Below are 13617 nucleotides of genomic sequence, written 5' to 3' on the forward strand. Positions count from 1 at the left end.
CGGCCCGTCACACTCGACTGCACGCCGCGGACCACCGCGGCGTCCCCACAGCACCGCCAGCACCGCCCACGAGGAGCCCCGCCATGTCCGCAGCACCCGCACTCCCCGAGAAGCCGAAGGGCAAGCGCCCGATCGGCTGGATCGTCGCCGCCGCGGTGGTCGTCGTCGCGATCGTCGTCGCCCTCATCGTCGGGGCCGTCCGCTCCGGTGGCTCCGACAGCGGCGCCGCGGCCGGTGGATCGCCGAAGACCGTCACGATCGGCGTCGCGGACAAGTCGCTCTCGTACTGGGACACCTACACGAAGCTCGCGAAGTCGAAGCTCAACGTGACGGTCAAGCTGACGAACTTCTCGGACTACTCGCTGCCGAACCCGGCGCTGAAGGACGAGCAGCTGGACATCAACCAGTTCCAGCACATCCAGTACCTCGCCGACTACAACGTCACCTCGGACGACGACCTGCAGCCGATCGGCTCGACGGCCGTCTACCCGCTGCCGCTCTACGCGACGAAGTACGACGACGTCGCCGCGCTGCCGGCGGACGCCAAGGTCGCGATCCCGGACGACGCGATCAACCAGGCGCGGGCGCTCCTCATCCTGCAGTCCGCGAAGCTCGTCACCCTGAAGGACGGCGGCTCGCCCTTCTCGACGACCACCGACATCGAGTCGTCGAAGGTCGACGTCCAGCCGCTGAACGCCTCGCAGACCGCGAACGCCCTGCAGCAGGGCTCGGTCGCGGCCGCCGTGGTGAACAACAACTACGCCACCGCCGCCGGCCTGCCGATCTCCGACGCGATCTACCAGGACGACCCGTCGAGCGCGAGTGCGGCGCCGTACGTCAACGTCTTCGCGGTGCGGAACGCCGACAAGGACAACCAGACCTACCTCGACCTCGCGAAGCTCTTCCAGGACGAGTCGGTGCAGAAGGTCTTCAAGAAGGACCTGCCCGAGGCCGTCAGCCGCGACGAGAGCGCCGCGAGCCTGCAGGCCGAGCTCGCGAAGGTCGAGCAGGACGCGAAGGCGGCCAAGCAGTAGTGACGGTCCTCGTCGAACTCCGCGGCGTCTCGAAGCACTACCGCCGCGCCGACACCGGCGAGACCGTGGTGGCCGTCGAGGACGTCTCCCTGGACGTGCACCAGGGAGAGGTCCTCGGCGTCATCGGGTACTCCGGTGCCGGCAAGTCCACGTTGGTCCGGCTGGTGAACGCGCTCGAACTGCCGTCGTCGGGCTCCGTCACGGTCGCCGGGCAGGAGCTCACCGCCCTGCCGGAGCGTGACCGCCGACAGGCCCGCCGGAAGATCGGCATGATCTTCCAGCAGTTCAACCTGTTCCGGTCCCGCACCATCGCCGGCAACGTCGCCTACCCGCTCAAGGTCGCGGGTGTCGCGAAGGAGGAGCGGAACCGTCGAGTCGCCGAGCTCCTCGACTTCGTCGGGCTCCTCGACCGCGCGTACGCCTACCCCGAGCAGCTCTCCGGCGGACAGAAGCAGCGCGTCGGCATCGCCCGGGCGCTCGCGGCCTCCCCCGACCTGCTGCTCGCCGACGAGGCGACCAGCGCGCTCGACCCCGAGACCACGTCCGAGGTGCTCGGACTGCTCCGCCGGGTGAACCGGGAGCTCGGCGTCACCATCATCGTCATCACGCACGAGATGGACGCCGTCCGGCAGATCGCCGACCGGGTCGCCGTCATGGAGCAGGGTCGCGTCGTCGAGGTCGGTGACGTGTACGACGTGTTCGCGGACCCGCAGACCGGAGCGGCCCAGCGGTTCGTCCGCACCGCCCTGCACGACCGGCCCTCCGCCGAGACGATCACGCGGCTGCGCGAGCGTCACCCCGGTCGGCTCGTCACGGTGCAGATCACCGACGAGGCCGGACTGCAGAACCGCATCGACCAGGTCTTCCGGTCCGCCGGTGTGACCGCCGAGCTCGTCTACGGCGGGGTCGGGGAGATCCGGGAGCGCCGGATCGGGTCGCTGACCTACGAGTTGAGCGCGGCCGGTCCTGGTGCGGTCGACGAGGCCGTCGCAGCCCTGCGCTCCGCGGGCATCACCACCGACGAGGAGGGCGCGGCGTGAACAACTCGTTCCAGAGCGTGATCGACACGTTCGACGTCTTCGTCGCGTCGATCCGCGACACGATCGTGATGTCCCTGGTGTCGCTCGTCATCGCGGGCGTCATCGGCCTGGCGCTCGGGCTCGCCCTGTACGCCACCCGTCCGGGCAACCTGCTCGGCAGCCGGACGGCGTACACGATCCTCAACGTGGTCGTGAACCTCGTCCGTCCGATCCCGTTCGTCATCTTCCTCGCCGCGATCGCGCCGCTGTCCCGGGTCGTCGTGCAGACCACGATCGGCGTCCCCGCGGTGACGTTCGCGATCTCGCTCGCGGCGTCGTTCGCGGTTTCCCGGATCGTCGAGCAGAACCTGCTCGCGGTCGACCCCGGCGTCGTCGAGGCGGCGAGGGCCTCCGGTGCGCACCCGCTGTCGATCCTGCTGACGGTGCTCATCCCCGAGGGGCTCGGCCCGCTCATCCTCGGCTACACGTTCATCTACATCGGCATCGTCGACATGACGGCGCAGGGTGCGTTGATCGGCGGGGGTGGTCTCGGCGAGTACGCGATCACGTACGGGTCGCAGCGGTACAACTGGTGGATCGTGTACGTGTCGGTGGCGGCGATCGTCGTCATCGTCCAGCTCGGCCAGTTCATCGGCAACCGGCTGGCGCGGGCGACGCTGCGCCGCTGACGCGCGCAGGGCGCCCGGGAGGCGACCGCCTGGAGGGGGGGGGGGGGGGGCGGCCCCGGCGCGTCCTGTGCGTGCGTTCGTCGTGGACGCCGGCCGAGGTCGCACGTTCTGTCCCCTCCGCGTCGCGCGCGCGGCCGTTCGTGCGACCTCGGCACCCCACGCAGGGCGTGTTGTGCGACCTCGGCCCCCCGCGCGCGGCGCGGTGACGACCGGGTCAGGCGGCCGGGGACTCCACGGTCGCGACGGTGCCGGTCGCGCCCGGGTGCTCGTAGTGCGCACGCACGAGGATCGGCCGGTGGTCGGAGATGCCCGCGGGCAGGGTCTCGACGCCGGCGATGTGCAGCCCGACGCTCGTGGCGAAGTCGAAGTGTCCCGTGAACTTGCGGTAGCGCAGGTACGTCGGCTGGTCCGAGAGGGACAGCGCGAATCCGTGCTGCTCGATCTTCCGGCGCAGGTTCGTCTGGAACCACGGGTAGTTGAAGTCGCCGACCATGATCGCCGGAGCGTCGTTCGACAGGTCGCGGACGAACTGGTGCGCGGCCTCGATCTGCTTGCGGCGCAGGGAGTTCGTCGCCGTCAGGGGCGAGGCGTGGAAGGACGCGACGATGACCTCGGCGTCGACCTCCTTGTCGCGCAGGTGCATCGCGATGAGCCGCTCGTGCGCGGGTGCGAGGACCCGGTCGTGCAGCGACTTCTGCAGGGAGTGGATGCTGAAGTCCTCGACCTCGAACCGGTCGTCGCGCTTGTAGATCGCGAGACCGAGCCGGTTCGCCTTGGTCGACGCGGCGAGGGAGAGCCCGGCGATCGACGGGGCGAGGTCGTTGCTGTCGCACTCCTGAACGCAGATGACGTCGGCCTGGGACGCCTCGGCCAGGGAGGCGAGTTCGCCGTTGGCGGTGTGCTCGCGGAGGTTGTAGCTGACGACGCGCAACCCGGTCGGTTCCACTGCCGTCTCGGCGGTGATCGTTCCCTGCTGCTCTGGCGCGGCCATGCTGCCTTCCTGTTCCGGGCGGTTCGGGGCGCCCTGCCGCGGCAACCGTACTCGGCCATCGCGGACTGTTGCTGAGACTGTAGCGCGGCCTCGGTTTCGTGCGTGTGACCGCGGGGAAAACGGACGATGCGTCGTCGGCTCGTCGGCTCGTCGGCTCGTCGGCTCGTCGGCTCGTCGGCTCGTCGGCTCGTCGGCTCCTCGGCTCCTCGGCTCGCCGGTCGACGCCGGATGCGCGGGTCCCGGCCGTCAGACCCGCACCCGGCGAGCGGGTCGGACGGTCTCGCCGGCCGTCCGGCTCATCACCACGCCCTCGAGGCAGGCCACGGCGAGCAGCGCGGCGATGACCCAGAACGCGGCGTCGTACGGCCCGGACCCGCCGAGGCCCGACGCGGCCCGGATGACCACGGCACCGACGGCGACCCCGAACCCGGCGGCGGTCTGCTGCAGCGTCGACGAGAGCGTGTTCGCCGGGGTCATGTCCGCCTGCTCGACGTCGGCGAACGCGATGGTGTTGTAGGCCGTGAAGCCGACCGACCGCGCCGCGCCGCTCACGACGAGCAGCGCCGCGAGGAGCCAGAACGGGGTGTCCTCGGTCATGAACACCATCGCGACGACGCTCAGCGCCGCCACCGCGCTCGACACGACGATGACCGGCCGGTACCCGAACCAGCGGAGGAACGGCGTCGTCATGGGCTTGATGCCGAGGTTCCCGACGAAGACCCAGAGCACGGCGGACCCGGCGAGCACGGCGCTCCACCCCCAGGCGTCCTGGAACAGCAGCGGGAGGACGAACGGCACGGCGGAGACGGCCAGGCGGAACAGGCTGCCACCGGCGTGCGACACCCGGAAGGTCTCGAGCCGGAACGAGTCGAGCCCCATGATCGGGTGCGGCGCCCGGCGGAAGTGCCGGACCGCTAGCCAGCAGCACGCCGCCCCGACGACGCCCGACACGACGACCGCGAGCACCGGCACGCGGTCGAGGGCGAGCAGGGACGCCATCACGACGAGCGAGCCGAGCCCGAAGCAGGCGAGCAACGACCCGAGCCAGTCGAACGGGACGCGCTCGGACGCCCGCTCCTGCGGGACGAGCACGAGTGCGGCGACGAACGCGACGACCCCGAGCGGGATGTTGATGAGGAAGATCCAGTGCCACGTCAGGGTGTCGACGAGCACCCCGCCCACGAACGGCGCGATGATCGGCGCGGCGAGGGCGGGCCAGGTCAGGATCGCGATGGCCGTCACGAGCTGTTCGCGGCCGGCGCTCCGCAGGACGACGAGCCGTCCGACGGGGACCATGAGCGCACCGCCGAGTCCCTGCACGATGCGCCAGATCGTCAGGTCGACGAGTCCGGTGGAGAGGGCGCACAGGCCCGAGGCCACGGTGAACAGGACGATCGCCCCGGCGAACACCGTCCGCGAGCCGATCCGGTCGGTCAACCAGCCGCTCACCGGGATGAACACCGCGAGGGTGACGAGGTACGCCGTGATCGCGACGCCGACGGCGGCGGAGTCGACACCGAGGTCCCGTCCCATCGCCGGCGCGGCGGTCGCGAGGATCGTGCCGTCCAGGAGCTCCATGAAGAAGGTCCCGGCGACGAGCACGGCCACGGCCGTGCTCCCCCGTCGTCGTGTCGTCATCGTCGTCGTCGTCATGGCACGTCAAAGGCTATGCCCGATCGGTTTCTCCGACGTGCTCGGACGGCCCTGACGGACAGGCGTTCTGCAACGCAGAATGAGCAGGACGAGCGCGTTGCCACCCACACCCGGCACCCGGGAGCGTGGAGGCACCGCAGACGCACAGGAGGATCGATGACGACCACACCCGGCACCGTCACCACGAAGGGCGCTCCCGACCCGGCCGCCCCGACGGACCGGCACGTCCTCGACCACGCGCACCTGCCGGTGATGACGCTCCGCGAGTCGGCCCTGGCGAACAACACCCGGGTGATGCAGGCGTACGTCGAGCGCCACGGCCTGTCCTTCGCGCCGCACATGAAGACGCACATGGCACCGGCCCTCGCCGCCCGCCAGGTCGCCGCCGGCGCCTGGGGTGTCACGGTCGCGTCGGTCCAGCAGGCGATGGTCGCGTGGGAGCACGGGTTCCACCGGATCCTCGTCGCGAACGAGGTCCTCGACCCCGCCGGGCTCGCCTGGCTCGCCTCCCGCCGCGCCGAGGACCCCGCCGCCGACGTCCTCTGCTGGGTCGACTCCCCCGCCGGCGTCGACGCCGGTCGCGCCGCGCAGGACGCGGTCGACGGCGAGCTGCACGTCGTGGTCGAGGTCGGGTTCCCCGGGGGTCGTACCGGGGTCCGCACCGCAGGACAGGCACGCGACCTCGCGCAGTACGTGCACGAGGTCGGACTGACGCTGCGCGGGGTCGCCGGGTACGAGGGCGGCCTGCCGGACGTGGACGCCGCCCGCGCCTACGTCGACGGCGTGCTCGACATCGCTGCGGCCGTTCGCCCGCTGGTCGACGCTCCGCGTGCGCTGCTCAGCATGGGCGGCAGCGCCTGGTTCGACGGCGTGGTGGACGCGGTCGCGGACCGCCCGGACGACCTGGACGTCGTGCTCCGCTCCGGTGCGTCGCTGACCCACGACGACGGCTTCTACGCCGAACGCACCCCGTTCCACCGGCACCCGGACGAGGGCTCGCTGCTCCCGGCGATCGAGGTCTGGGGCCGGGTGACGTCGTGCCCCGAGCCCGGGCTCGCGCTGGTCGCGGTCGGCAAGCGGGACATCTCCTTCGACGAGGGGCTGCCGGTGGTCCGGTCCGTCCGTCCAGGAGGCGCGGCTGGCGTCCGTCCCGTCACCCCGGCCCCCGGGGCGGTCACCGTCACCCGCCTCGACGACCAGCACTGCTACCTCGCGCTGGCGGACGGGGCACCCGGGCTGACGCCCGGCGACGTCGTCGTGTTCGGCGTCTCCCACCCGTGCACCGTGTTCGACAAGTGGCGCCGGGTGACCGTCGTCGACGACGACGAGACCGTGCTCGAGACGATCGAGACGTGGTTCTGATGCGCGCCACGACCCCGGTCGCGCCGCTCGGCGACGACGCGCCGGCCCGCAACGCCGCCCTGTCCCTCCGCCGTGGTCTGCGGCTGCTCGACTGCATCGCCGACCGCACCCGCAACGGGGAGCCCTCGGTGTCACTGACGGTGCTCGCCGCCGAACTCGGCACCTCGAAGTCGACCGTGCTGCGGCTGACCGCGCCGATGCTCGAGAACGACCTGCTGCGCCGCACCCCGGACGCCGGCTTCACGCTGGGACTCGGCGCGCTGCTGCTCGGGCAGAGCTACCTCGAGGGCATCGACCTCCGCGCCGCCGCGGCACCGTTCCTCCGGCGCACCGCCGAGCGCACGGGGCTCACCTGCCACCTCGTCGTGCCGGACGGTACCGACATCGTCTACGTCGACAAGGTCGAGACGCGGGGCACCGTCCGGATGGGGTCCCGCATCGGCAACCGGCTGCCGATGCGGAACACGGCCTCCGGCAAGGCGATGGTGGCGTTCGGCGAGCCGGAGCTGCTCGAACGGGTGCTCGCGGAACCGGCCACCGCGATGACCGAGCACTCGATCGTCGACGACGACCGCTGGCGGGCCGAGATCGACCGGACGCACGGCCGCGGCTACGGCATCGACGACCGCGAGAACGAACCCGACATCCGCTGCGTCGCCGCGCCGGTGCTCGACCACGCGAACCAGGTCGTCGGCGCGATGAGCATCTCGGGACTCGCGTCCCGGTTCCCCGCCGCCGCGGTCCGCGAACTGGGTGACGGCGTCGTCCGGACCGCACGCGAGATCTCGGTCGCACTCGGCTCCTCCTCGGCGCAGCTCGCCCTGGCGAAGGGGACACGGTGACCGGCCGCGTGGTGACCTTCGGGGAGACGATGCTGCTCCTGACCGGCCCGGGCACCGGTGCGGTCCCCGACCTCGACCACATGCGGGTCGACACCGGCGGCGCCGAGAGCAACGTCGCGATCGGCCTCGTGCGCGCCGGCGTCCCGACGACGTGGATCGGCCGCGTCGGCACCGACCCCGCCGGGGACCGCGTCGCCCGGGACGTCCGGAGCGAGGGCGTCGACGTCGTGGCCGTGCCGGACCCGGACCGGTCGACGGGGATCATGATGAAGGAGCGTCTGACCGACGGGCGGACGCGGGTGACCTACCACCGCCGGGGCTCGGCGGGATCGGCACTGCGGGCGACCGACCTGCCCGACAGCGTCGTGGAACGTGCGGCGCTCGTGCACGTCACGGGCATCACCCTCGCGCTCTCGGACGACGCCCGCTCCGCCGTCGAGGCCGCACTCGACCGCGCCGACGCCGCCGGGGTGCCGGTGTCGTTCGACGTGAACCACCGGCCGAAGCTCATCGACGCCGTGACCGCCCGTGCCCGCTACCGAGCGGTCGCCGAGCGGTCCGCGATCGTGTTCGCCGGGGACGACGAAGCCCGGCTCGTGCTCGGGCTCGCCGACGACGAGGGCGACGACGAGACGCTCGCGCACGAACTCGCCGCCCTCGGCCGGGGCCGCGCGGTCGTGAAGCTCGGCTCGCGCGGAGCGGTGGCCTCCGTCGACGGCGTGTTCCTCCGGCGCCCGGCGACCCCGGTGCGCGTGGTCGACCCGGTCGGCGCGGGGGACGCCTTCGTCGCGGGGTGGCTCGCCGCGACCCTCGGTGGCGCCACGTCGACCGAGGCGCTCGACCGAGCCGCCGACGCCGGAGCGCTCGCCTGCACGATCGAGAGCGACTGGCGTCGCCCGGACCCGGCAGCACTGCACGACCCGACCACCCCCACGGACGTCGACCACGCCGTCCACGACCGCGTCGACCGCTGAGGCGAGGAACGAAGACCATGACGAACACCACCAGCACCGACCCGGCGACCGAGCCCCGCGCCCGGCACCGCCACGCCGCCGGGCCCGCGATCGCGATCCTCCGGGGTGGCACCGGCGACCACGTCGAGGACGTCATCGCGACCCTCGTCGACGCCGGCGTGCGGGCGATCGAGCTCACCACGAACACGCCCCGTTGGCGCGAGGGCATCGCCTGGGCGGCCGACCGCTACGGCACGGCGGCGTCGATCGGCGTCGGGACCGTGCTCGAACCGAGCCAGCTCGACGAAGCCGCTGCGGCGGGTGCCGTCTTCGCGGTGAGCCCGCACCTCGACGCCGACATCGGGGAGCGGGCACACGAGCGCGGGCTGGGTTGGTACCCGGGGGCCGCGACCCCGACCGAGATCGTCCGCGCCTGGCGACTCGGAGCGCGCGCGGTCAAGGTGTTCCCGGCCGCGCCGCTCGGCGGGCCCGCCTTCCTCAAGCAGGTGCTCGCGCCGCTCGACTTCGTCGACGTCATCCCGACGGGCGGCATCGGCGTCGACGACGCGTCCGACTACCTCGCGGCCGGTGCGGTCGCCGTCGGTCTCGGGTCCCCGCTCGTCGGGGACGCCCTGACGACCGGCGACCTCGACGGCCTCCGCACCCGCGCCGAGCAGCTCGTCGCGGGACTCGGCCGGTGACGACCGAGGTCCTGCTCACCGGCGGCGCGGTCGTCGACACCGACGGGTCGGCGCACCGGACGGACGTCCTCGTCCGCGACGGGGTGGTCACGGAGCGGGGGGACGCCGGCCGGATCACCGCCGACGCCGAAGCCACCGTGGTCGACTGCACCGGCCGCCTCGTCCTGCCCGGTCTCGTCGACGCGCACTCGCACGCGGGGTCCCTCGTTTTCGACGAGACCGTCCAGCTCGCGCTCCTCCGACAGGGCGTCACCACCATCATCACGGGGCAGGACGGCGTCGGACCGGCACCGGGCGACGGCTCGTACGCCGCGCGGTACTTCGCGGCCATCGACGGCTCCCACCCGACGTACCGCGGCGACGGCCTCGCGGGACTCCTGGCGACGTACGACGGCACGACCGCGCTGAACGTGGCGACCCTGGTGCCCGCCGGCACCGTCCGGCACGAGGTCATGGGTGACGACCCCGCCCCGGCGGACCCCGAGCAGCTCGATGCGATGCGCGCCCTCGTCCGGCAGGGCATGGCGGACGGTGCGGTGGGGCTCGCGACCGGACTCGACTACGTCCCCGGACTGCACGCGGACACCGAGGAGATCGCCGCCCTCGCCGCCGAGTCGGCCGCCGCCGACGGTGTCTACGTCACGCACATGCGCGGCGGCTACGAGGCGAACGCCGGCGCCGGCATCCAGGAGATCGTCCGGATCGTGCGCGCCGGCGGTGGGCCGGCCCACGTCTCCCACCTGCACGCCCCCGTCGACCTCGCCCTGGCCGAGCTCGCCCGGGCCGAGGCCGCCGGCGCGCCGCTGTCGTTCGACGCGTACCCGTACTCGCGCGGCTGCACCATCCTGTCGATGCTGCTCCTGCCTGCGGGCCTCGCGCGGCCGGGCACCGACGACCTCGCCAGAGCCCTCGCGGCGGACGACGGTCGTGCCGAGGTCCGGGCCGCCGTCCTCGACCGGGTCCTCGGGCGCGCGGACCTCGGACCGGGATGGGCCGAGCAGATCACGCTGTCGCACGTCCCTGCGCCTGAGTTCCACGCGCTGCAGGGTCGCACGCTCGCCGACGCCGCGGCGGCCACCGGAACGGACCCCGTCGACCTGGCGCTCGACGTGCTGGTCGACTCCGACCTGCAGGTCACCGTCGTGATGCGCGTCCCGCACCCGCGGACACCCGAGCAGCTGGCGGAGCTGTTCCGGTCCGGCGGACACACCGGCGGGTCCGACGGCATCTTCGTGGGGACGTACCCGCACCCCCGGGCGTACGGCACGTTCGCGCGGTACCTCGGCGACTACGCCCGACCCGGACTGCTGTCGTGGTGGGACGTCCAGCAGCACCTGTCGACCGTTCCCGCCGAGCGGTTCGGCCTCGGGCTGCGCGGGGCCGTCGCGCCCGGGTGGATCGCCGACCTCGTCGTCGTCGATCCCGAGCGGGTCCGTGCACGGTCCTCGTACGCCGAGCCGATGCTGCTCGCCGAGGGCATCGACGACGTCCTCGTCGCCGGGGTCCCCGTGCTGACCGCCGGTGCCCTGACGCACGCGACCCCCGGTGCAGGCATCCGTCGGACGACGTGGAGCCGTCCGGCGACTGCGAGCGCCGGGGGTCGATGAGGCTTCGCTCAGCGATCCGGGCGGGTCACTCCGCCGAGGGCAGCACCGCCACCACGTCGATCTCGACGAGGATGTTCGCCAGGTGCGACTGCACCGTGGTGCGGACCGGGTACGGCTGCGAGAAGTGCTTCGCGCACTCCTCGTTGAAGGCGGCGAAGTCGCGGTCGGAGTGCTCGAGGTGCACGGTCGACTTCACGACGTCGTCGAGGGTGGCACCGTGCTCGGCCAGGACGGCGGCGACGTTCGCGAGCACCTGGGCGGTCTGGCCGGCCACGTCGTCGGCGATCGCGCCGGTCGCCGGGTCCTGCGGGCCGAAGCCGGCGGTGTAGATGAAGCCGTTCGCGACGATGCCCTGGCTGTAGGGGCCGGCGGGCTTCGGCGCGGCGTCGGTCACGATGGCGGTCTTGTTCGGCACGGTGCTCCTCGGTGTCGATCGGGATCGTTCGGTCGTCGCCCCGACGGGCCGGCCGCGCCGTCGCGGCCGGAGGACGACGCGACCAGGCTAGGCGAGCGCCCCGCGCCGCACCCGACCCACCACCGGACGCGTTCCGTTCTGCACAACGCCAGTCGCGCCTCCCGGGCACGCCGTGAGGAACACCCAAGCATCGACCGTCTACGCTCGTACCGTGCCCTCTGCCCTGCCCGAACGCCGCGGAGCGCCGCGGTGAGTCGACTGGACGGGACCCTGACGGAGTCGATCGCGAGCGGACGCCGCCGGGTCATCGACCTCGCGACCGCGCTGCCGGCGTGGGCCGCGGTGCTCCTGGTCTGGACCGGAGGCCGCATCGTCTCGACGTTCTGGCTGGCCCTCGCCTACCCGCTCATCGGTCGCGCGCTGCCCGAGAACGCGATCTGGGGCAACGGCCACGGCTTCCTCAACTTCCTGACCGCGTGGGACGGGCAGTACTACGAGCAGATCTCGGTGCACGGGTACCCGACGAGCCTGCCGCTCGACGCCGCCGGCAACGTCGCACAGAACGCATGGGCCTTCCTGCCGGCGTTCCCCTTCACGATCCGGATGCTGACCGCGTCGACGGGGGTGCCGTTCGACGTCGGCGCCCCCGTGATCGCGCTGCTCGCCGGGCTCCTCGCCACGTACCTGCTGCACCGTCTCGTCCGCGACCGCGCGGGGTCGTCCGCGGCGATGTGGGCGGTGTTCTTCTTCACGTGCGGGCCGCTGTCGTTCCTGCTGCAGGTCGGCTACGCCGAGAGCATGTTCCTGGCGCTCGTCTTCGGGGCGCTGATCGCCCTGGAGCGTCGGCGGTACGGGCTGCTCACGGTCCTCGGCGTCGTCGCGTCGTTCACCCGGCCCGGGGCCCTCGCGATCCCGCTCGTCCTCGGGGTCGTCGCGCTGGTGCGGTGGATCCGTGCCCGGCGGACCGAGGGGGTCCGCTCGCTCGACGTCTTCCCCGTGGCGGAGCGGGTCCGGGTCGTCGCCGCTGGCCTCGTGATGGCGCTGGCCGGGTTCGCGTGGCCGGTCATCGCCGCGCACGTGACCGGGTCGCCGAACGCCTACCTCGAGACCGAGATGTCCTGGTGGGTGAACTTCATCGGCCGGGTGGACTTCCTGCCGCTCACGCCGTGGTTCCTCATCGCCGGCCGGTGGCTGGGCGTCGGCGGCATCCTCATCGTGGTGTTCCTGCTCGTGTCCTACCCGGTCTGGCTGCTCCGTCGGTCGACCCGTCGCCTCGGGTTCACGACCGTGGTGTTCTCGGCCGCGTACGCGCTCTACATCTTCGCGGTGTCGCTCCCGATGGCGTCGACCCCCCGGCTGCTCATGCCGCTCGCGCCGCTGTTCGGATCACCGGAGCTCGTGGCGAAGCCGTGGATGCGGTGGACCCTCGTGGTGTGCGCGGTGCTCGGGCAGCCGGTGCTCGTCGCCGTCCTCTGGCTGCTCGGCCCGCCCTGACGCGGCACACCCGGCGCCCGCGGTGTGCGGGGCCGGGTGCGTGCGGTCGGACGGGTCCGGCGGGCCGGGATCCGGTGCGTCGGTCGCTCGACTAGAGCTCGACCGTCCCGTGGTCGCCGGTGTCGGGCTGGCTCTGCTTGCCGATCGCGGCCTTGAGCGTCTGGACGAGGCTGCCGACCGGGCCGGTGTCCTGCGTCCAGTACTCGACCGAGTCGCCCTCGACGGTGAGGAGTCGGATCGAGGGGTCCTGGCGGCCCTCCGGGAACCAGGCCTCGGCGAACGGGGACCACAGCTCGTCGATGACGGTGTCGTCCTGGGTGACCGTGGCCGTGCCGGCGATCGACAGGTACCCGCCCTGCGACTCGATCGCCACGTTGACGTGCGGGTTGCGGGCGATGTCCTCGACCTTCTCGCTCCCGTCCTGCACGAGGAACCGGAGGGTGCCGTGGAACGCCTTGTCCTGCACGGCGAGGGGCCGGGCGTGGAGTCCGCCGTCCTCGCTCACGGTCGTCAGCAGTGCCGTTCGGGCTCCGTGGACGATGTCCGAGATGGCTGCGCGCTGGTCTGCCTCTGTGTCGGTCATGGTGCTCCTCTCGCGTCGTGCGCCCCGTTGTGCTCGACGTTCGGCCGGCCCTCGGGCGCTGTCCGTTCCGGCCAGTCTGCTCTGCGACGCTGAGCGCGTCCGGCGGACGGGCTGCGGAGCCGTGCGGGCGCAGTCGCGTGCGGGAGTGTGCGACAACACCGAGGTCGTACGACCTCGACGATGTCGCCGCCGCGCGCGTGCAACTGTTGCTCCCGCAAGGAGCGACTTCGCGGACGTCGTACGACAGCGACGATGTCGTTCCGGGTCGCCCCGC

At 72.5% G+C, this 13617-nt stretch carries 13 protein-coding genes; 9 read left to right on the plus strand and 4 right to left on the minus strand.

Going from position 1 to position 13617, the window contains the following annotated elements:
* Positions 1 to 83: 83 nt before the first annotated feature.
* Genes ACNQOV_RS12700 through ACNQOV_RS12710 form a run of 3 tightly spaced genes read left to right on the plus strand, consistent with a single transcriptional unit; the run spans position 84 to position 2742 of the window.
* Positions 84 to 1034, plus strand: coding sequence for a MetQ/NlpA family ABC transporter substrate-binding protein (locus ACNQOV_RS12700; protein WP_416394845.1), 951 nt, complete (start codon positions 84 to 86; stop codon positions 1032 to 1034).
* A complete protein-coding gene (locus ACNQOV_RS12705) occupies positions 1034 to 2074 on the plus strand; it encodes a methionine ABC transporter ATP-binding protein (protein ID WP_416394847.1) in 1041 nt (346 codons plus the stop codon). Before ACNQOV_RS12700 ends, ACNQOV_RS12705 begins: the two co-directional genes overlap by 1 nt.
* A complete protein-coding gene (locus tag ACNQOV_RS12710) occupies positions 2071 to 2742 on the plus strand; it encodes a methionine ABC transporter permease (RefSeq protein WP_416394849.1) in 672 nt (223 codons plus the stop codon). Before ACNQOV_RS12705 ends, ACNQOV_RS12710 begins: the two co-directional genes overlap by 4 nt.
* Before the next feature lie 214 nt (positions 2743 to 2956).
* Here the strand turns inward: ACNQOV_RS12710 and ACNQOV_RS12715 are convergent, their stop codons facing one another.
* Positions 2957 to 3733 (minus strand): endonuclease/exonuclease/phosphatase family protein, encoded by a 777-nt coding sequence (locus ACNQOV_RS12715; RefSeq protein ID WP_416394851.1) that lies wholly within the window; start codon positions 3731 to 3733, stop codon positions 2957 to 2959.
* Between the two features lie 246 nt (positions 3734 to 3979).
* The gene (locus tag ACNQOV_RS12720; protein WP_022908268.1) at positions 3980 to 5386 is read right to left on the minus strand and encodes an MFS transporter; all 1407 of its coding nucleotides are present in this window, start codon (positions 5384 to 5386) and stop codon (positions 3980 to 3982) included.
* 156 nt (positions 5387 to 5542) lie between these two features.
* Between ACNQOV_RS12720 and ACNQOV_RS12725 the strand changes: the two genes are divergently transcribed.
* From ACNQOV_RS12725 to ACNQOV_RS12745, 5 genes are read left to right on the plus strand one after another with little or no spacing between them, the layout of a single operon-like run.
* Positions 5543 to 6748 (plus strand): alanine racemase, encoded by a 1206-nt coding sequence (locus tag ACNQOV_RS12725; RefSeq protein WP_416394853.1) that lies wholly within the window; start codon positions 5543 to 5545, stop codon positions 6746 to 6748.
* On the plus strand, positions 6748 to 7590 hold the full coding sequence (locus ACNQOV_RS12730) for an IclR family transcriptional regulator (RefSeq protein WP_416394855.1): 843 nt from the start codon (positions 6748 to 6750) through the stop codon (positions 7588 to 7590). The genes ACNQOV_RS12725 and ACNQOV_RS12730 overlap by 1 nt, the downstream gene beginning before the upstream one ends.
* Positions 7587 to 8564 (plus strand): sugar kinase, encoded by a 978-nt coding sequence (locus ACNQOV_RS12735; protein ID WP_022908271.1) that lies wholly within the window; start codon positions 7587 to 7589, stop codon positions 8562 to 8564. Before ACNQOV_RS12730 ends, ACNQOV_RS12735 begins: the two co-directional genes overlap by 4 nt.
* Before the next feature lie 17 nt (positions 8565 to 8581).
* On the plus strand, positions 8582 to 9244 hold the full coding sequence (locus ACNQOV_RS12740; protein WP_416394857.1) for a bifunctional 4-hydroxy-2-oxoglutarate aldolase/2-dehydro-3-deoxy-phosphogluconate aldolase: 663 nt from the start codon (positions 8582 to 8584) through the stop codon (positions 9242 to 9244).
* Positions 9241 to 10851 (plus strand): N-acyl-D-amino-acid deacylase family protein, encoded by a 1611-nt coding sequence (locus ACNQOV_RS12745; RefSeq protein WP_416394859.1) that lies wholly within the window; start codon positions 9241 to 9243, stop codon positions 10849 to 10851. The genes ACNQOV_RS12740 and ACNQOV_RS12745 overlap by 4 nt, the downstream gene beginning before the upstream one ends.
* Positions 10852 to 10876: 25 nt before the next feature.
* Here the strand turns inward: ACNQOV_RS12745 and ACNQOV_RS12750 are convergent, their stop codons facing one another.
* Complete coding sequence (locus tag ACNQOV_RS12750; RefSeq protein WP_416394861.1) at positions 10877 to 11266, minus strand: RidA family protein; 390 nt, start codon at positions 11264 to 11266, stop codon at positions 10877 to 10879.
* A 249-nt stretch (positions 11267 to 11515) separates the two neighbouring features.
* Here ACNQOV_RS12750 and ACNQOV_RS12755 point away from each other — a divergent pair, with 249 nt between their 5' ends.
* Positions 11516 to 12760: a hypothetical protein gene (locus ACNQOV_RS12755; protein ID WP_402269161.1), complete on the plus strand. Its 1245-nt coding sequence runs from the start codon at positions 11516 to 11518 to the stop codon at positions 12758 to 12760.
* A gap of 91 nt (positions 12761 to 12851) precedes the next feature.
* Here ACNQOV_RS12755 and ACNQOV_RS12760 read toward each other — a convergent pair whose 3' ends face one another.
* Positions 12852 to 13343, minus strand: a complete 492-nt coding sequence (locus ACNQOV_RS12760; protein ID WP_022908277.1) for a pyridoxamine 5'-phosphate oxidase family protein — start codon at positions 13341 to 13343, stop codon at positions 12852 to 12854.
* Positions 13344 to 13617 lie beyond the last annotated feature (274 nt).

Origin of the sequence: Curtobacterium sp. LFS084 (assembly GCF_047977705.1) — a bacterium.
Classification (GTDB): domain Bacteria; phylum Actinomycetota; class Actinomycetes; order Actinomycetales; family Microbacteriaceae; genus Curtobacterium.

Bases quoted from the DNA above. Each gene is read 5' to 3' on its own strand.
- ACNQOV_RS12700 (WP_416394845.1), top strand. From the start codon at position 84: ATGTCCGCAGCACCCGCACTCCCCGAGAAGCCGAAGGGCAAGCGCCCG.
- ACNQOV_RS12760 (WP_022908277.1), bottom strand. From the start codon at position 13,343: ATGACCGACACAGAGGCAGACCAGCGCGCAGCCATCTCGGACATCGTC.
- ACNQOV_RS12715 (WP_416394851.1), bottom strand. From the start codon at position 3,733: ATGGCCGCGCCAGAGCAGCAGGGAACGATCACCGCCGAGACGGCAGTG.
- ACNQOV_RS12740 (WP_416394857.1), top strand. From the start codon at position 8,582: ATGACGAACACCACCAGCACCGACCCGGCGACCGAGCCCCGCGCCCGG.
- ACNQOV_RS12720 (WP_022908268.1), bottom strand. From the start codon at position 5,386: ATGACGACGACGACGATGACGACACGACGACGGGGGAGCACGGCCGTG.
- ACNQOV_RS12725 (WP_416394853.1), top strand. From the start codon at position 5,543: ATGACGACCACACCCGGCACCGTCACCACGAAGGGCGCTCCCGACCCG.
- ACNQOV_RS12730 (WP_416394855.1), top strand. From the start codon at position 6,748: ATGCGCGCCACGACCCCGGTCGCGCCGCTCGGCGACGACGCGCCGGCC.